Source organism: Paenibacillus glycanilyticus (genome assembly GCF_023715145.1).
In the GTDB taxonomy this organism is placed as follows: domain Bacteria; phylum Bacillota; class Bacilli; order Paenibacillales; family Paenibacillaceae; genus Pristimantibacillus; species Pristimantibacillus glycanilyticus_A.
Genome location: NZ_JAMBNP010000002.1, coordinates 37,022 through 56,603 on the forward strand (window position 1 = coordinate 37,022; position 19,582 = coordinate 56,603).

The 19,582-nt window shown below is 50.5% G+C and carries 14 protein-coding genes; 13 read left to right on the plus strand and 1 reads right to left on the minus strand.

Annotated elements, in window-relative coordinates; genetic code table 11:
- Positions 1-161 precede the first annotated feature (161 nt).
- The 3 genes from M3194_RS05420 to M3194_RS05430 all read left to right on the plus strand — a co-directional run bounded on the left by M3194_RS05420 (position 162) and on the right by M3194_RS05430 (position 8,440).
- Entirely contained in the window at positions 162-6,755 is a 6,594-nt protein-coding gene (locus tag M3194_RS05420; RefSeq protein WP_251652252.1) for an S-layer homology domain-containing protein, read from the plus strand.
- Positions 6,756-6,942: 187 nt separating this feature from the next.
- Complete coding sequence (locus M3194_RS05425; RefSeq protein WP_251652254.1) at positions 6,943-8,064, plus strand: HupE/UreJ family protein; 1,122 nt, start codon at positions 6,943-6,945, stop codon at positions 8,062-8,064.
- A 127-nt stretch (positions 8,065-8,191) separates the two neighbouring features.
- Complete coding sequence (locus tag M3194_RS05430) at positions 8,192-8,440, plus strand: hypothetical protein (protein WP_251652256.1); 249 nt, start codon at positions 8,192-8,194, stop codon at positions 8,438-8,440.
- Positions 8,441-8,514: 74 nt separating this feature from the next.
- On the opposite strand, the gene gdhA is transcribed toward M3194_RS05430, so the two are convergent.
- The gene (gdhA, locus tag M3194_RS05435; protein WP_251652258.1) at positions 8,515-9,894 is read right to left on the minus strand and encodes an NADP-specific glutamate dehydrogenase; all 1,380 of its coding nucleotides are present in this window, start codon (positions 9,892-9,894) and stop codon (positions 8,515-8,517) included.
- A 150-nt stretch (positions 9,895-10,044) separates the two neighbouring features.
- On the opposite strand from gdhA, the gene M3194_RS05440 reads away from it, so the two are divergent.
- From M3194_RS05440 to M3194_RS05485, 10 genes are all read left to right on the plus strand, one after another.
- Positions 10,045-10,944, plus strand: coding sequence for a LysR family transcriptional regulator (locus M3194_RS05440; RefSeq protein WP_251652259.1), 900 nt, complete (start codon positions 10,045-10,047; stop codon positions 10,942-10,944).
- Between the two features lie 135 nt (positions 10,945-11,079).
- Complete coding sequence (locus tag M3194_RS05445) at positions 11,080-12,573, plus strand: spore germination protein (RefSeq protein ID WP_251652261.1); 1,494 nt, start codon at positions 11,080-11,082, stop codon at positions 12,571-12,573.
- Positions 12,574-12,588: 15 nt separating this feature from the next.
- The gene (locus tag M3194_RS05450) at positions 12,589-13,680 is read left to right on the plus strand and encodes a Ger(x)C family spore germination protein (RefSeq protein WP_251652263.1); all 1,092 of its coding nucleotides are present in this window, start codon (positions 12,589-12,591) and stop codon (positions 13,678-13,680) included.
- Between the two features lie 36 nt (positions 13,681-13,716).
- Complete coding sequence (locus M3194_RS05455; RefSeq protein WP_285889150.1) at positions 13,717-14,832, plus strand: GerAB/ArcD/ProY family transporter; 1,116 nt, start codon at positions 13,717-13,719, stop codon at positions 14,830-14,832.
- A gap of 55 nt (positions 14,833-14,887) precedes the next feature.
- The gene (locus M3194_RS05460) at positions 14,888-15,070 is read left to right on the plus strand and encodes a YjfB family protein (protein ID WP_311289750.1); all 183 of its coding nucleotides are present in this window, start codon (positions 14,888-14,890) and stop codon (positions 15,068-15,070) included.
- A 179-nt stretch (positions 15,071-15,249) separates the two neighbouring features.
- Complete coding sequence (locus M3194_RS05465; protein WP_251652265.1) at positions 15,250-15,609, plus strand: DoxX family protein; 360 nt, start codon at positions 15,250-15,252, stop codon at positions 15,607-15,609.
- Positions 15,610-15,886: 277 nt separating this feature from the next.
- Positions 15,887-16,843: an alpha/beta hydrolase gene (locus tag M3194_RS05470; protein WP_251652267.1), complete on the plus strand. Its 957-nt coding sequence runs from the start codon at positions 15,887-15,889 to the stop codon at positions 16,841-16,843.
- A 60-nt stretch (positions 16,844-16,903) separates the two neighbouring features.
- Positions 16,904-17,902 (plus strand): type I glyceraldehyde-3-phosphate dehydrogenase, encoded by a 999-nt coding sequence (locus M3194_RS05475; RefSeq protein ID WP_251652269.1) that lies wholly within the window; start codon positions 16,904-16,906, stop codon positions 17,900-17,902.
- A gap of 220 nt (positions 17,903-18,122) precedes the next feature.
- Entirely contained in the window at positions 18,123-19,151 is a 1,029-nt protein-coding gene (locus M3194_RS05480; protein ID WP_251652271.1) for an aldo/keto reductase, read from the plus strand.
- Complete coding sequence (locus tag M3194_RS05485) at positions 19,148-19,564, plus strand: SRPBCC family protein (protein WP_251652273.1); 417 nt, start codon at positions 19,148-19,150, stop codon at positions 19,562-19,564. The genes M3194_RS05480 and M3194_RS05485 overlap by 4 nt, the downstream gene beginning before the upstream one ends.
- Positions 19,565-19,582: the final 18 nt, after the last annotated feature.

The window sequence follows — 19,582 nt, forward strand, 5'->3', positions numbered from 1 at the left end:
AAGAAACTATGCAGCAATTACTGACTTTCCGGGAATCCCGCTAATCTTCTAAAGAGCTGTATGGTATCCAATGAAATGTGAATAGGCATTCCGCATCCGCTGGATTAAACTGTCTGTGAATTAGGCAGCAGCAATCTTAATAGAAGCGGAGTGTGTGAGGAATGAACAGGTTGTTCAAACAAGCGCGGAGGCGGTTCATCGCGGGAACGATGACGGTAGCGCTTGTCGTAACGGGATTGCCGATTGGCGCATCCGGAACGGCTAACGCGGAGGCGGTACCACTTGAACCGGAGTTGCTCATTACGGAAATCGTGGCAAATTCTCCAAACTATACGCCTCCGGGCGGGAGCGGTACTGACGATAACGCATGGGAATATGTCGAGCTGTACAATAACAGCGATTCTGCTCTCTCTCTTAATGACTACGTGATTACTCGCGACAGCTATAACGGCGGTGCTCATTACGAGTATCTAATGGAAGCGGGCCGCGTGCTTGAGCCTCATCAGACCATGGTTGTAAAAGGACAAAGCAACGCTTCCGATCAGGCGACAGCAGCCGACCATAACACGCTTGCCTCGTTCAACTCGGTCTACCATACCGAACTGCCCGAATCCCAAGTCGCCTATATGGACCAGTCCAGCGGAGGCAATCTTCCAAACACGGGCACGCAGACGGTATCCGTGAAACGTTCTTCGAATAAAGAAACGGTTGTCTCCGCGAGATATAACGACGTTGACGCGTCCGGAGCGCCGTTGATCAACTCTTCTAACAACATTGACGACAGCAATGGCAAGAGCATCGTATTCGCCTATAATCCGCTGACGGGAGCAACCGCCATGACGAAGCTTGCATCTAAGCAAGCGCCAACGCCGGGAAGCTTAATCGCAGGTCAGCCGGTTGTGGATACGGATGTTCCGGCGACGGTGCCTCCCGTGTTAACTCATACTCCGCAGGCGACGCCGATTGAGCCGCAAAATTATTCCGTGACGGCTGATGTGGTCAGCGACGGGACTCTGCTGTCCGCCAAGCTCTATTATAAAAAAGCGGAAGAATCCGCTTATACCTCGGTCCCTATCAGCTTCAAGGATGGTGAAAGCGCGATTACGGGCGTTATTCCGGAAAACGCGATGCAGGGAACCGGCAAGGTGAATTACTATATCGAAGCTTCTAATTCGGCCGGCACGACAAGGAGCCCGTCTGCGGCAGACAGCTTCTACGAGCTGCAGATCGCGCAGCCGGAACAGCCCGAAGAACCCGAGCCTGGGCAGCCTCCCGTTCTGCTCATTTCGGAAATCGTGTTTAACACTCCCAATATCGGCAGCGGCGACGTAAACGCTTGGGAATACTTCGAGATTTACAACAACAGCCACGAGCCGATTGCGCTGCAGGACTACCAAATCCATTATTTTAACGGCTCTGCATTGGCGTATCAGTGGACATTCAGAGACAACAAGACGATTCAGCCGAACAAGACGATGGTTGTGCGGGCTTATTACGGCGATGAGCAAAACGGCTCGCTGGACAAGTTTAACGGTGCCTATAATGTGTCGCTTACCGACAGTGACATAGTCTCTTTTGACCATCCGTCCGGCAATCTCATCAACGCAAACGAACATACGGTATCGATCGTGAAGAAGACGGGCGACGCGGTCGACACGATCGTATCCGCCAAATACAATGACGGTTGTCCGGCCGAAGCGGCGACCAATTGCGATGACTTGAATAATACTTCCGTCATCTACAAGGTGGACGGGCAAACAACAAAGCAAATGGAGAAGGTAGGAAGCAAGGTTGCCCCGACTCCGGGTTCCCTGGTTGCCGATCAGCTCTCGCCTCATATCGAGCATGCGCTGGCAGCGGGTTCTACTTTGGAGAAGGATCTTCCGATCTCCGCCGTCATTACGAGTGCGGCAGGCTCTATTCAAGGAGCGAAGCTTTACTTCAAGACGGATAAAGATGCGGACTATACCTCCGTCAATATGAACGCGGGGACAGAAGACCGTTATAGCGCGGTTATTCCCAAGGAAGCAATCGGCAAGGAATCCGAGTTCCTCTATTACTATATCGAGGCAACGGATGGCGTCCATGCGAGAAAGAATCCTTTCTCCGGCGATCCTTATAAAATCAAGGTGTTCCACTCGGTATCGGATGACGCGCCTTCGCTTCTCATCACGGAGCTCGTGCCGGATGACAAGGGCAGCGACATGTACGAATATATCGAAGTGTACAACAACGCGAACCGCAGCGTTAATCTGAAGGACTATACGATCTACTACGAATTTTCCCATGGCGCTACGATTAGGTGGGATTTGACGGAGGACTTTGTTCTGCCTTCCGAGCAAGCGGCGATTATTTGGGTCAAGTCCGATTTGAGCCTCGACAAGTCGCTGGCAGACTTTAATGCGCATTGGAGCTCGGTGACGGGTTCAGCCGTGAATCTGACCACCTCTCAATTGACGTCTCTTTATTCGATCGGGATGGATAATACCGCCGAGGGACGGATCTTGATTGCGCCGGATGCGGCGGATTGGGTGGGCCATTGGGGAGGCGCTATTTCCCAGGCTTGGTATAATGTTGCCAAGGACGAAGTGAATGACGACGGGAAAAGCGTTGTGTATGAATATCCGAAAGGCGATCCGAACCCGCAATTCCTGAACCGGATGTTCGAGCGTTCCGCGGGACAAACGGCTACGCCGGGAGCGATTGTCGAAGGACAGGTACCTGCGTTGTCCATCGAAATTCCGGAGGATACCGCAAAGCCGGTGATTTCCCATGAAGCGCCATCAGGCAGCCAGCCTTTCGGCAGCTTGACTATTACGGCCAATATTACGGACGACGTTAAAGTAGACCGGGCAACACTCCTGTTCAAAAGAACGGGCGATTCCGCTTACCAGGAAGTTAACCTGCTTCGTTCGTTAACGAATCCAAATGAATACAGCACTGCGATAGCCGCGGATAAAATGCTCGGAGCTGGCGCAATCGAATATTTCATCGAAGCGGCGGACGGACAGAACGTTGCCCGTTCGACAGACGGCGGTACCGCCTTATATAAAGTAACGTTTGAACCAAAGAGCGGGCTTTGGCTCGATGTTGCTCCTAACAGCTTCCTGAAAGGCAATGCCCGCATTCAAGGCAATGCCCTCGAAGCGGGACGAGCGCTCGATTTGAAAGCGGACAGCCAGACGCTTGCCGGTGAGAAAGCGTTAAGTGACAATGCTTATCTGACGTTTAACGCCGACAATATGGAGAAGAGCTTTAACGACGGCTTGTACGTAAACGGGCAGCTGGTCTCGACGTTCCCTAACGTATCCTATTTGGCGCCTCACGTCGCAACGGTGCCGAAGAGTCTGCTGAAGCCGGGCAGCAACGTGCTGCTCGTAACGGCGGGCAACAAGCTTGATCCGCTTGGCAAGGAAGGCAATAACGATGATTATAGGATCGAGAACATTAAGTTTTTACTCGGGAGCGGCGAGCAAGCAGCCATTACGGCAAGAGGCAAGGTGCTCGACAAAGACCAATACACGGTCGTTGATCCGGCAAAACGGCAAAAGGTCGGCGACAGCTCCGGCTACTTCGAATATCTCGAATTGACCGTCAACCTGCCTGAATCGATGTTCTACGGCAAAGCCGCAACAATCGATACAAAGACACTCTCGGACGGCGAGCATCTGTTTGAGGTATCCGACGCCGAAGCGGGAACAAAAGCGAGCGTATCGGCGATCGTCGACAACACTATCCCGGTGTTCGAGGAGTTCTCGGTCAAGGACGGCGAAACGTACAGCGGCAATATTACGCTGAACATCAAAGCAACGGATGCGACCTCCGGTATTGGCACGACTACGGCAACGCTTGACGGCAAAGCCGTGACACTGCCTTCCCAAGTGAAAGCTTCCGGGCTTTCAACAGGCGAGCATATCTTCCGCGTTACGGTCAAGGACAATGCCGGCAATGAAGCGGTTCGCGCGGCAACGTTCAGCGTGGGCAACGAAATACCAAGCAAGTCCTTTGAGCCAACGCCAAAGGATAACGCAACAAACGTTAGTCAAAACGCGCAGCTCAGCGTGAAAGTCAGCGACCCGAACGGGGATGCGATGGATGTCAGCTTCCGCGAGGCATTCCGTTACAACTACAGCAATCGCAGCGATATCGAAGGCTTCTCCAATTCGACGGACCGTGAGCCTCCGCTCGAGCTGAGCCCGGCCGGCGAAACGGCGATTACTGCAGAAGCGGTCAATCAGGTGAAGGCCGTTGACGGCACTTATTTCGTAACAAACGCGGACGGCTTGTTCCCGTATCAGCGCTACGACTTCAAGCTTGATCAAGAGCCAGTCGATATCGCGAACGTTGAAGTGGTCTGGACAGGACATTCGCTGCCGGACCGCCAAGTCACGTTATATACGTGGAACTACAACACGAGCAAGTGGGTAAGAGCCGCATCGGGCGTTGGAGCTGAAGACTTCGAGCTGAAGGCGACGGTCAGCGTTCAGGACATGGTCAAAGACAACACGATTCACGTGCTTGTACAGGATCTCGTTCCGACAGCCGAAGACGGAGTAGACTTCAGCTTCGCATGGGCGAGCGACACGCAATATTACTCCGACTCTTATCCGGAGATTTACGACAAAGAGATGAAATACGTGGCGGATATGAAGGACGAGAAGAAGATCTCCTATCTCATTCATACCGGCGATTTGGTCGACGACTTCAACCGCCCGGACGAGTGGAAGGTTGCAAGCGACAGCATGAAGCGCCTCGAGGATGCCGGTGTTCCATATGGCGTCGTGACGGGCAACCATGACGTCAATCATGATGAATCCAATTACACGGAATATTGGAAGTATTTCGGCCGCGAGCGTTTCGAAGACCAGCCATATTACGGCGATGATCTGAACAACAACCGCGACCACTATGACTTGATCTCGGTGAAGGGACAAGATTTCCTGATCATGTACCTGGGCTGGAATATCCAGGACAACACGGTGGAATGGGCAAACGAGGTGCTCAAGAAGTACCCGGATCGCTATGTTATCATCGGTACCCACGAGTATATTTCGCCAACCGGTGCTTATTCCGGGCAAGGCGAGATGATCTGGAACGAAATCGTGGCGAAGAATGACAATGTCAAGATGGTGCTCTGCGGACACTTGCATGGCGTTGCCTATAACGTCAAGCATGTCGAAAACAGCGACCGCGTCGTTATCGAGATGCTGGCGGATTATCAATCCGGACCGCAAGGCGGGCAAGGCTACATGAGATTCCTGGAGTTCAATCTGGCCGCTAACCAAATCCACGTGACAACTTACTCGGCTTATATGAACGACAGCAATTTCTTCGAGGAAGAGGGCAAAGACGACTTCCTGCTGCCATACAAGACGCAAGATCCGAGCAAGCAGGTTGCCACTGATTTTGTCGGAGTGAACGTCTATGGCAGCAAGGAGATTGGCAGCCAAGCTAATGTGGCAAGCGGAGGAGCGGCTGCCGCAAGCTGGCCGAATCGCTCGGGCAACACGATTTACAATTGGTATGCGATTGCGACGGATAGGAACGGGGACAGCGCAGCTTCGGATATTTGGAGCTTCTCTACCGGCAGCTCAACCGTACCGCCGACAAGTCCAACCAATCCGACTCCTCCGTCGAGTCCTGATCCTAACCCTGATGTTACGGTTATTTCCCCGAATGCGATTCCAGCAACGGGAGAGGTTACATTAAAGCCTGACGCAGGCAAGAAAGGGATCGCGCTTAGCGGCGATACGCTTGCCAAGATTGGCAGCCGCGAAGTCAGAATCGAAACGGGCAACAACGGTATCGTAACCATCCCGTCCGAGGTTCTGAAGTCTCTAGGCGGAAAGCTGGGCGACGGAGGCCAATTGGTTGTTCAACTGAATGAAATCGCTCAGACATTGGTCGATCAAGCAGAAAATGCGGCGGGAGCGGAACGGAAAGCAGTGATGGAAGCAAAAGGCGCTACTTTGCAGCTTTCATTTGGCTTGCGCGATAAATCCGGCAAGCTTACGGATATTGGCGCGCTGCCAAGCCAGATCAAGATCGAGCTGAAGGCTGATGCGATCGACAACGTCAAGCTCGCGGGCATTTACCGTATCGACGAGAGCGGCAAGGCCGTCTGGATTGGCGGCGAGTACGCAAACGGCAGCTTTACGGCTTCGGTTAATCAACCCGGCAAGTATATCGTCTTGGCATACAACAAGCCTTATTCGGACGTGTCTTCAACCAACTGGGCGTACGATTACGTACAGGAGCTTTCGTTCCGAGGCATCGTAAATGGCATCAGCGAGGTTAAATTCGGAGCAAATCAGCCAACGACGCGCGCGGAATTCGTGACCCTGCTCGCTAGAGCTCTTGGTCTTGCCGGCTCCGCTCCGACGGCTTCCAAGTTCAAGGACGTTAAAGCGGGAAGCTGGTATGCGGATGCCGTAGCCGCGGCCGTACAGGCGGGAATCGTGACAGGCATTACCGCCGACCGCTTCGAGCCGGACAAACGAATCAGCCGCGAGGAAATGGCGGTCCTGATCATTCGCGCTCTCGAGTACAAGGAAGGCACTTCTATTCCGGACTCCGGCGAGGTTTCGTTCAAGGATGCCGGCAAGATCAGCGCATGGGCACAAGAAGCGATCGAGAAAGCGAACGCGCTAGGCATCATGACGGGCCGCGAGAACGGGCAATTCGCTCCGCAAGCGAATGCAACCCGTCTGGAAAGCGCTAAGGTCATCTACGAAATATTGGAACAATTGAAATAACCGGCAGCTATCGCCGAGCCGGCGCATAGGGACTCTAGTCTCCTTTGCTCCGGCTCGGGTTTTACCTAAATATAAGGAAGTATAATTTTTCTCGATACGGGGCTTATATTTCAATCGCGAAACGTATGCTGCTCCTCCTAAGGCCGGCGCAACCGTTTACGCTAGTCCAAGGAGGTTTGTTCCATTTATGAAAAAGGCGACTGCGCTATTGGCCGTCTGTCTGTTCCTGTTTGGCATTGTTCCGCATGCGTACGCGCATATGAACACCTACGGCTATTCGGACATTAACGTGAATGGCGGGCAGATTGAATACGATTTGTATTTGGATATTACGGAAGTATCCCAGTGGATGGATATGCGCTCCGGCGGAGTGTTCATTATCGATCCCGGTAAATCTTCGCCGGCTGAAGGGGAAGTGTCGTGGACGGAAGAGGATTTGCGCCCGCTTATTGCGGAATCGCTTGTGCTGAAGGCTGGCGACGAAGCTCTGGAGCCGAAGATCAGCGATATTGCCGCCAAGGATAGAAACAACGGCTTATGCTTGTTCATGAAGCTTACCTATGAGCTCCCAAGCGGTGCTTCCGAGTATAGGATCGATTATAACTTTTTCTTCGATACCGATCCGGCACATCAGAACTTCGCGACAATCCGAGAAGCGGATTCCTCCAAGGATATCGTATTTAACAGCAGCAACAAGACGGTGACCGAGAAGCTTGGGGCATCGGCCGCGGATGCGTCCAGTACGACGGTTGAAGTACCGAACTGGCTCATGTCGATGTGGGAGTATATGCGGATTGGCTTTGAGCATATCTTGAGCGGAATCGATCATCTGCTCTTTATTGCCGCACTTGTCATCGCGAAGCAGCGCAAACGGGATTACGTGAAGGTGCTGACGGCGTTTACGATCGGGCACAGCTTGACGATCGCGCTTTCGGCCCTTGAGCTTGTAAATCTGCCTCCCGCATTCGTTGAGCCCGTAATTGCGCTAAGCATCGCTTATGTGGCGGTCGAGAATATTTGGCTCAAAAAGGTGAAGCGCCGCTGGATCATTGCCATGGGCTTTGGCCTGATCCATGGCTTCGGGTTCGCCGAGGTGCTGCGCGGCGCAATGAGCGACCGATTCCTGTTGACCTTGTTCTCCTTTAACGTTGGCGTCGAAGTCGGTCAATTGGCGGTTCTGGCCGTGTTGCTTCCGCTGCTCATTTGGGTCGGCCGCTTCAAAGCTTACAAGTACGCGAATTACGCGGCCTCCTCGTTTGTCGCCATAATCGGACTCTATTGGTTTGTAACGCGGATTATTGAAGGCTAATCTCTGAACCATTGGACGAACGTTCTCCCTTTTAAGAAAAACTTAATGTTTTCCCTAGGTATTATTAAATAGTTTTTCTTATCCTATTGTTTAGATGGTACAGGAGGAGAAGGGAGAACGTTTCTCTATGGACTGGCAGATCAAGATCTCTATCTTGCGGCGATATGAGACCTATTGTTATCAGATTTGTTATTACCTTATCCAGAACGAGTCTAATGCTTCCCAGGCAGCTAAGGAGGCGTTGCTCAGCATCGCCGTCGATGCTTTCTTCTTTACGGATTCGGACGAGACGCGCAGGGAAAAGATCCGTCGCATCAGTATCGACAAGTCGTTGTTGTGGCAAGGAAATGGACTCAGAAACAATACAGTGGTATAGGCTGTCCCCCAAATAAAAAACCTCTTCTTCCGTTATACGGAGAAGAGGTTTTGCTGATTATTATCCCTTTAGTCTTAAATGCCCTGTGCGATCATCGCATCAGCGACCTTGACAAAGCCGGCGATGTTCGCGCCGATTACCAGGTTGCCGGGAACGCCGTACGCCTCGGAAGCCTTCACGCTTTCGCTGTAGATGCTGTGCATGATCAGCTGCAGCTTGGCGTCAACTTCCTCGAGCGTCCAGGACAATCTTGCGCTGTTTTGAGCCATTTCCAAAGCGGATACGGACACGCCGCCCGCGTTAGCCGCTTTTGCCGGAGCAAACAGCACCTTGTTATCGAGGAAGACATCAATCGCATCCAGTGTGGAAGGCATGTTGGCACCTTCGCCAACCGCTTTAACGCCATTGCGAACAAGCAGCTCGGCGGATGCTTTGTCGATTTCGTTTTGCGTTGCGCAAGGAAGAGCGATATCGCAGGCAACCGTCCAGATGCCGGAACAGCCTTCTACATAGATCGCATCAGGGTGCTCAACGACATAATCCTTGCATCTGCGGTTCTCGACTTCTTTTAATCGTTTAATGGTATCGAGGTTAATGCCGGCTTCGTGATAGATGTAACCGCCGGAGTCGCTGCACGCTACAACCTTAGCGCCAAGCTGAATCGCTTTTTCCATCGCGTATATGGATACGTTGCCGGAGCCCGATACAACCACCGTGCTGCCATTAAAGCCTCGTCCCGCACTCTTCAGCATTTCTTCAACAAAGTAGACAGCTCCGTAACCCGTTGCTTCTTTGCGGCCGAGGCTGCCCCCGTAACCGAGTCCTTTACCTGTCAAAACGCCGGCTTCGTACGCGCCGACCAGCTTTTTGTATTGGCCGAACATAAAGCCGATTTCTCTTGCGCCAACGCCGATATCGCCTGCCGGCACGTCTGTATCCGGTCCGATATGCTTGCTCAATTCAGTCATAAAGCTTTGGCAGAAACGCATAATCTCCAAATCCGATTTACCTTTTGGATCGAAATCAGCGCCGCCTTTGCCGCCGCCGATAGACTGCCCGGTCAACGAGTTTTTGAAGATTTGCTCAAACCCGAGGAATTTGATGATGCTGGCATTAACGGAAGGATGGAAGCGCAAGCCGCCTTTATAAGGGCCGATCGCATTATTGAATTGAACGCGGAAGCCGCGGTTTACTCTTACCTTGCCCTTGTCATCTGTCCACGGAACCCGGAACGAAATGATCCGGTCAGGCTCGACCAACCGGTCCAGTACGGCATGCTCGATATATTTCGGATTTTTGGCGAGCACGGGAATTAAGGAGAGGAAGACTTCTTTTACAGCTTGATGGAATTCGGTTTCACCGGGATTGCGCTGCTGAACGACTTCAAATAACTGATCGATGTAGTTATGCGCGCCTTGCGTGTGCGTTTGTTCAACTTCCTGTACGAGACTCATGATAACAACACTCCTTATTTTGGATGAATGACAATAGTTATTTCACTTTTTAAATTAGTAGTTTAATATTAATATCAAATAATTAATCGCAACAATATTCAGATAAGATAAAGTTGATGCGTTTTGCGCATGAGGGATAGGGGATTTACTGTGGAAATTAGACAAATGCGATATTTTGTGGAAGTTGCGAAGAGAGAGCATGTGACAGAAGCCGCCAACGTCCTGCATGTTGCACAATCCTCTGTCAGCCGGCAGCTGGCGCAATTGGAAAGCGAATTAGGGGTGGATTTGTTTATTCGCAAGGGACGGAGAGTCAAGCTCACTCCGATAGGCAAGATCCTTCTGCAGCGCGTCGAGCAGATGCTGAACATGATGAACGAGGCCGAAAGAGAAGTGAAGGAATATTTGGATCCGGAAAAAGGGGTCGTTCGGATTGCCTTTCCGATCAGCCTGGCCGCGCATGTACTGCCCAAAGCCATCTATGCTTTCCGCAAGCGGTATCCGGAGGCCAAATTTCAGATGAGGCAAGCCCTCTATCATGATCTGGTTGACGGGGTGATGAACGGCGAATACAATCTGGCGATGATTGCCCCGCTGCCAAGCGAAGATAAACATATCAAGCAAAAGCTGCTGTTTAAAGAACAGATTGTGTCGCTTTTGCCCGTTCATCATCCGCTTGCCAACCGGCCTAGCATACAGCTGTCGGAGATTAGGAATGAATCCTTTGTCACCCTCCCCGAAGGAACTATTTTCCGGGAAATTGTATTAAAGGCTTGCAGTGAAATAGGCTTCACGCCCCATATTGCCTTTGAAGGGGATGATATTGATGCGCTCAAAGGGCTGGTGTCGGCGGGACTTGGAATCGCCCTGATGCCGGAAGTCACCTTGGTTGAGAGCATTCCGCAATCGACCGTAAAAGTTCCTTTGGCAGATCCGGCCGTAACTCGAAGCATCGGAATCATCTGCCCGGCAGAGCGCAAGCTGCTTCCGACGGAGCAATTGTTTTACCGTTTTGTTTCGGAATTTTATACGGAGGACTATAAACTATAGAACGAGCGAAACTCCTTGATCATCAAGGAGTTTTTTGTTGCCCAAACGCCGCGCTTTAATCTTCCGCTGAGAATAATTGGGAGGCCAATAGCGAAAGATACGGTTAACTAAAATGCCGATTCGAGGAAACGACACATGACGGTCAATAAAAAAACAGACCCTAAGGAAATTGTGCAATTGCTGCAGCAATTGAAGCAGTCCAGCGATTTTCAGACGATTCAACCCGCTGTTGGGGACAAACAGTTGAGTATCTCCTATTTTAAAACCATGATTGACGAAAGGCTGCTTCAGTCGAATGTCATTCTCTCCTTGCAAGATCGCGCGCTGGATTCAGATTTCAAGCAGCTTGAGGATTTAAAAACCTGGATTCCGATTGAGGATATAGAAATCACGGATCAGGTTGACCGCATTCAAGCCAAGCTATTGAGAGGCTGCGCAATTGCTTCTCTTGATCAGGATGCCGGCAGATATGCGTTGATCCATTTGGGAAGTATAGAGGGCTTGCGGAAAAACAACGATACGGAGAACGAATTCAGCGTTGTTGGTCCGAAGGTAGGACTTGTAGAGGATCTCGACATCAACATCGGCTTGTTGCGCTCACAGATCAATATCCCGACCTTGGTTGTCAAAGAGATAATAGTCGGCACGACCTCGAAAACAAGAGTGGCCATCGTTTATATAGATGACGTGACCAATAAGAAATACGTCCAGACGGTACAGCAAAGGCTGGAGCGAATCGACTATGACGTCATTTTTGATACATCCCAATTAGACCAGCTTATCTCGGACAACTCCCTGACACCGTTTCCATTATTTTTATCGACGGAACGCCGGGACCGGGTTGTATACGCGCTGATCACCGGCCAAGTTGCGGTTATTAGCGACGGATCGCCTTATTCCATTACGGGCCCTTCAACCTTGTTCGATTTCTTCCTTTCGCCGGAAGACTACTATCTGCCTTGGGTTTTGGGCTCCTTTTTCAGAATGATTCGTATTTTTGGCGTTATTTTTTCGTTATTTGCAACCTCCATGTATATCGCCGTTACTACTTTTCATTACGAGGTTATTCCGAGGGATTTACTCGAGCCGTTGATATTCTCGAGAAGAAACGTACCGTTTCCGCCGCTCCTTGAAGTGCTTTTTCTGGAGATTACGATTGAATTTCTCCGGGAGGCGGGAGCCAGGCTTCCAACAAAGATTGGCCAGACCTTGGGCATCGTAGGCGGTATCGTTATTGGTCAAGCGACGGTTCTGGCAGGCCTGACAAGCAATATTCTGGTCATTATCGTAGCCTTCTCGGCGCTGGCTTCGTTTGCGACGCCAATCTATAAGATGTCTAATGCGATTCGATTTCTGCGGTTCCCGATGATTTTTGCCTCATCGATTTGGGGAGCGCTCGGAATGTTTATCGGGATCGGATTTCTGCTTGTCCACCTTTCCCGTCTGACCTCATTAGGCATGCCGTATCTCGTGCCTATTCACCCTTTGAGAGTTAGGGACCTCAGAGACAGCTTTATACGTCCGTCGTATCAGTTCATTAACAAGCGGCCGGGCTATTTAAGAACGGAATCTACCGTGAAGTACAAGCCCGGGAAGGTAAAGAGAAGGAACGATCTTGATCGAGAATGATGGAAGAAAGCAGGAATGATGGAGTTGAGAAGCAGGACCCTCCTGATTGTCGCGTTATGCATGCTGCTTGCGGCATGCGGCGATACCAACGTTGTAAACAGCATTAAATTTGTCCAAACCATAGGCTACGATGCCGCCAAGAACGGGGTTACCAGCAGCGCGGTTATAGCCAACTACGAAGAACAAGGAAAGTTGAAGCTGGAATTTTACGTGACGGAATCCAAGTCCGTCTATGACACCATGCCCAAGCTTAACATGAAGCTGGACTTCCCGATCGAATACGGGCAGCTGAGGATGGCGTTATTCGGAGACAGCTTCGCGCGCAGAGGGATAGCGACGGCAATCGAAAGTTTGATCCGTGATCCCAAAATTTCCGCGAGAGCGCATATAGGCGTTGCGGATAGAGATGCCTTGGAGATGCTTAACATTGCCGAGAATAAGCGCGATCCCTATTTTTTGTCCGATTTGCTGGAACAGAATATGAAGTTTGGGAATTTGCCGAGGATGAATCTTCACTCGACGTTTTTTAATTATTATGGCAGCGGAAGGGATTTCTTTTTGCCGCATTTCACCATTGAACGAGATGAAATCAAACTTGACGGCTTAGCCTTGTTTAAAGGCGATAAATATAAAGTCAAAATTGGCGTTACAGATTCCTTCTTGCTGAAATTGCTGCTGGAAGACTCCTTGAACGGGAGCATCATGGTTCCCGTGGCAGGCGGGAATCAAACCCGCCAGGAGTATTTCCTGATGAACAGCATCAAATCCAAACCAACCTATAAGGTGATCCGTGCCGGTTATCCGGCCTCCATTGCTATTCACGTGAATCTTAAAGCCCAAGTTAAGGATGTTCCTCAATGGATTGATCTTACTTCGGAGGATGAGCTTGCCTTGCTTGAAAAAAGCATTGAGGACTACTGCGTGAAGGAAATACAGAATTTGATCTCCTTATGCAAGAGCAACGAAGTGGATCCGCTGGGCTTGGGAGACCTGATAAGAAGCCGTTCGAAGAATTGGGATTCACGGCAATTTGATAAGCATTATAAGGAATTAACAACGACGGTAGTCGTGAAAGCGCGCATTATCCGGACCGGCGCTAGCGGGTAGGACGTAAAGCCATTCTCTTTGGGAGGTGACAACAGATTGAGCCAGGTAACCAGCGAACAGTATACAATATCTCCCTACTTAATTATTTTTCCCCTTTATGTGGGCATGGTGGGAGTTGGAATACTGACTTACCAAAGAAGAGTAATGGAGCACGCCGGTTATAATTCATGGGTCTCCCTAATAATAACGGGGCTTAGCATGCACCTCCTCCTATGGATGCTTTACAAAATCTTATCATCCATCGAGGACTCGCGTGATATCGTGGCCATTAATCATAAGCTCTTCGGAAAATGGCTGGGGAACCTGATCAACCTGGCTATTGTGCTCTATTTTGTTCTTGGGGCATTTGTGAAATTTAAAGTTTATGTCGAAATGATTCAAGTTTGGTTGTTTCCCAGCATGAACTTTCTACCCGTCAGTATCGTTATTCTTTTGATCGTATACTATGCGGTCTCGGGAGGTCTCCGGTCCGTTACGGGAATCGCGGTTTGGGCGACGATGATTTCATGCCTTTCTATAGTCCCGCAGGTATCGCTTACCTTTCCGTATTTGCATCCGATGAACCTGCTTCCGCTGTTCAATCATTCGGCTACGGATATTCTGCTCTCCTCCAAAGATATGGGATTCGAGTACCTGGGGTTTGAGACGCTCCTATTTATCTATCCGTTTGTGAAGACGCCGGAAAAGTCGCAAAAATGGGCGCATTTGATCATGATCCTGGTTACCTTATTGTACTTAATGATCCTGATTCTGGCCTTTATGTTTTTCACCGAGGAACAGCTGCTGCATACCATTTGGCCAACGCTCAATATGATAGGCATCTTTGAAGTTCCGCTGCTCCAAAGGCTGGAGTATATGGCTGTATCGCTATGGTTTATCAAGATTATTGCCGGCATTTCCATTTTTATATGGGCGGCATGCCGGGGTATGAAGCTCGCCTTTCACTTTAGACCGCGGATTAGCTTGATTGTTTTTCTCGCCGCCATTACCGTTTCAAGCTATTTCATCATCGATCACAGAACGGTTGAATGGGTTTCCAAGATGTACGCCAATGTTGGTCTCTATTTCATATACGCCTACATTCCGTTTATATTTCTATGCGTGATGGTTCGGAAAAGATTGGCATCCAGAGCAACGCCCGCTAACGAATGATGGGCAATGATCCGATACAACATGATGGGGGTCTAATTATTTATTAGGCAGGAGGATGATGATGGATATTCCGGCACTTTCCGTTTCCATGTCCCACAGCCAGCTGATGAACGATGTTGGAATCAGCTTGTTCAAAATGGCTAAGGAACAAGCGACGCAGCAGTCGCAGCAGTTCGTGCAAATGATGGCTCAAAGCGTGCAGCCCCACCTGGGCGGCAACATCGATTTGCGCGCGTAATAACGATAGGAGAGAGGCCGCCTTATGCGTCGACGAGACGCTGAGGCGGTTTTTTATGGATATTTTTATTCTGAAAAAAGTGCTTTACAGGACACCAAACGGTGTTATATTATAAAGATAGAAAAGGACACCAAACGGTGTCTGATAAAACGAGAATAATTATAGGGAGAGGTTTAAACATGCATATTCTTGCAATCATTCTTCAGAGCTGGCTGCTGTTCTCCATGGCATTCTTTGGGGGAAGCAAGCTTGCGGGAGCTAAGCATCAGGTCGATTTGTTCAACGAGATCAGATTTCCCCAGTGGTTCCGAGTCGTTACGGGGATCGTTCAAATTGCGGCATGCGCGGGACTCATTATCGGCTATTGGACAGCCGGGATTGCAGCATGGACCGCGGTATTTGTAGGCCTCATGATGGTCGTCGCAATTATTTCTCATCTTAGAGTGAAGCATCCATTCGGAAAAGTATTTCCGGCGATTTTGAATCTCGTGATCGCCGCAGCGGTAGTATTGTTATACGCGGACAATCTCTTATCATAAGAATTCATGACAAAAACCGGTACAACTGACGCGTTCAGTGTACCGGTTTTTGTATGAAATAGCCGCGTATTGTGAATGTTTTTTTACAATTATTAGGTCTAACCTTGCGCTAAAATAGTAAGATAATCACTATTTTTCATTAACATAATAACCTAAGCTATTATTGATTATTAAAAATCACTTGCTTATGTACACGATTCATTTCGAAGCATAACGGTGATTAAGTATAGTCAGGTTTATTTTGGACGAAATCAAATCAAGCGAGGAGTGGTATGAAATGACAGAGAAAACCGTAAACAAGAAGCTTGTGCTGGAACCGGAAGCCTTGAAATTTACGCAGGATACGGCAAACCCGCCGTACTTGTTCGATCTTGGACCGGTAAAAGGACGGGAAACGGTAGATGAAGTTCAAGCAGGAGATATTCCGAAGCTGCCTGTCGACATAACCGATCTGAAGATTGATGGAGGAGCAAGCGGGCAGGTATCGGTTCGCATTCTCCGCGCTCCAAATACGACGAAGAAGCTGCCGGCAATACTATATATCCACGGTGCCGGATGGGTGTTCGGCAACGCGCATACCCATGACCGTCTTATCCGCGAGCTCGCGGTTGGCGCGGAAGCGGCCGTGGTCTTCCCGAATTACAGCTTGTCGCCGGAAGCGAAGTATCCGACGGCTATCGAAGAAATTTACGCAACGTTGCAGTGGATCGCTCAGAACGGGGAAGAGCATGGCCTGGATACGAGCCGCTTGTATGTTGCCGGCGACAGTGTCGGAGGCAACATGACGGCGGCGATTACGCTGCTTGCCAAAGAGCGGAAGGGCCCGGAGATCCATAAGCAGCTGCTGTTCTACCCGGTTACGGATGCGGGGAATGAGACCGATTCCTACAAGGAATTCGCGACCGGCTATTTTCTCCGCAGGGACGCGATGGCTTGGTTCTGGGATCAATATACGACGAAGGCCAGCGAGCGCGAAGAAATTTACGCTTCTCCCCTCCGCGCAACGGCCGAGCAGCTTACGGACTTGCCGCCTGCACTAATCATAACGGCAGAGGCCGATGTTCTTCGTGACGAAGGAGAGGCTTATGCGAATAAGCTTCGCGAAGCGGGCGTGCGCGTAACGCAAGCGCGTTTCCAAGGAACGATTCATGATTTCGTCATGCTTAACGCCTTGGCGGATACTTCCGCGGCACGCGGGGCGATTTTGCTTGCCAACGCCTGGCTGAAGGAATAGAGACGTTAACGATCATTAATAAATCAGAATAAGCGTAACGAAACGCGTGAGGAGTATAAAATGAACAATATCGCTATATTTGGATTCGGACGCATCGGAAGACAGCTGCTTCGCGTGGCTTTGCAGGATCGGCTCTTTGTGCCGGTATCCATCTCGGATATTAAAGACGAAGCTTCGCTTGCAGCCTTGTTCGAGGTAGACACGAATTACAAGCGTTGGCCGGAGTCTGTAACCGGCACGGAAGGAAAGATTACGATCGGCGACCGTTCCATCCTTTATCTCAATTCCTCGCAGGAAATCCCGAATTGGAGCGAGCTGGGCGTCGGTCTTGTTATCGACTGTACGGGCCGCGCCGTGACGAGACAGGTGGCGGAGCTTCATCTGGAGCGCGGAGCGAAGCGCGTACTTGTCAGCGGGCCAAGCAAATCGCTTGATGACTGCGACGCGGTTCTGCTGAAAGGAATCAATCTCGACAGCTATGATCCGGAGAAGCATAAAATTATTAGTATGGCTAGCTGCACGACCAACGCATTGGCCCCGGTCGTCAAGCTGGTACGCGAAAACTACGGTATTCAGTATGGCCTGTTCTCGACGGTTCATTCCTATACGAATACGCAATCGCTGACCGATCAGCCGATGAGAGACCGCAGGGATTCATGGGCAGCCGCGGAAAACATCATTCCTTCTTCTTCAGGTGCAGCGAAGGCGCTCAAGTTTATTTGGCCGGATCTGCAAATTACGGGGAAGGCTTACCGGATCCCGACGCGTACCGGAAGCATTGCGGAGCTGAATCTGGTTACCGAGAAGCCGTGTACGGCAGAGGCCATTAACGATATGTTCCGTCAGGCTGCACAGGAAGGACCGCTGAACGGGGTTCTTGATGTGCTGGAAGGGGAGTGGGCATCCTCGCGTATTGTGGGCGATTCCCATTCTTCCATTATTGATCTTCCGCTGACGCATGTACAAGGCGGACTCTTATCGGTAGCTGCCTGGTACGATAATGAGTGGGGTTATGCATCGCGCCTCGCCGAAGTTGCCGCATTTTTAAGCCGGAGCTAATCGCAAAACAGAACCAACCCGCTTTCTCTAACGAGAAGGCGGTTTTTTTGTTTCGTATAAACTTATCGCTGCCTATATTACTTTTTAGTACCTATGGTACTTAATAGTGCGTACTGTTCGCTTTATGGGATATGCACTATTATAAATCTCGTAAGAAAAAACGAGCGATGATGGTGCTGCATCGTACCTCATCCGTTCAATTAGGAGGATTTAATAAGCGATGAAGGACAATATATGGCAAGGCAAACTTGGTTTTGGCACGGCTCCGCTCGGCAATATGTTCCGGGACATTCCGGAAGCCGAAGCGATGGCAACGGTGGATGCCGCTTGGGATAACGGTATTCGTTATTTCGACAGTGCTCCGTTCTACGGAGCCGGCCTGGCAGAGATTCGTCTGGGCGAAGCGCTCTCGAAGCGCCGTCGAGACGATTATGTGTTAAGCACAAAAGTAGGTCGTTTAATTCTGGACGAGCTGGAAGACCCGGCATTGCGCGATTTGGGCGAAAAAGGCGGTTTATTTGAATTTGGACGCAAGAATAAGCTCGTGAATGACTATAGCGCGGACGCTACCCTTCGCTCGATCGAGCAGAGCCTGAAGCGGTTGCAAACGGATCGCCTGGACATTGTTTACGTTCATGATATCGCGCAGGACTTTTATGGCGACGAGTGGCTTTCCCAATTTGAGATCGCCCGGACCGGAGCATTCCGCGTGCTGACCCAATTGCGTGAAGAAGGAGTCATTAAGTCTTGGGGGCTTGGGGTGAACCGCGTAGAGCCGATTGAAATCGCGTTGGAATTGGATGAAGCGAAGCCGGATACTTTCCTGCTAGCCGGTCGTTACACCCTGCTTGATCATGAACGCGCCCTGCAACGATTAATGCCAGCTGCTGCAGAGAAGAATGCCAATATTATTGTTGGCGGACCTTATAGCTCGGGCGTTCTTGCTGGCGGCACCCACTTTGAATATCAGAAAGCATCTCCGGAGATTCTTGCGAAAGTCGAACGGATGAAAAACATTGCGCAGAACCATCAGATCAGCATCAAGTCCGCTGCTCTGCAGTTTGCGCTGGCGAATCCTGCAGTTGCTGCCGTTATCCCGGGGGCTAGTCGTCCTGAGCGGATCACGGAAGACCAGGAGGCATTAAATACCGTTATTCCAGCAGCGTTTTGGGAAGAAATGCGCGAACAGAAGCTGGTGGCGCCTCATGCGCCGCTTCCAATCCATTCCGAAATGGGGCAGCATGAATGACGCAGACTATGGCAACCATTGAGATCCCGGCTTCTCCCGGGCAAGTATGGGCTTTAATTGGCGGGTTTAACTCACTGCCAGACTGGCTGCCCTATATCCCTAACAGTGAATTAGGCGAAGGCGGGCGCGTACGTCGTCTGGTTAATCCTGATGGTGACGTAATTGTGGAACGGCTCGAAGCATTTAATGAGAAGGATCGTTCCTACACCTATTCCATTATGGAAGCTCCATTTCCGGTCACTGATTACAAATCCACGATTCGCGTCCGGGAGCTGGAGGACAGCCAAGCATCGCTTGTGGAATGGTCTGGCAGCTTTACCCCTGTGGGCGTAAGCGACCAGGAGGCTGCGGAGCTATTCCACGGAATTTACAAGGATGGCCTGCAGGCGTTGGGACAAGCTTTCCTTAAATAACTGAAACATGTAAAAAGC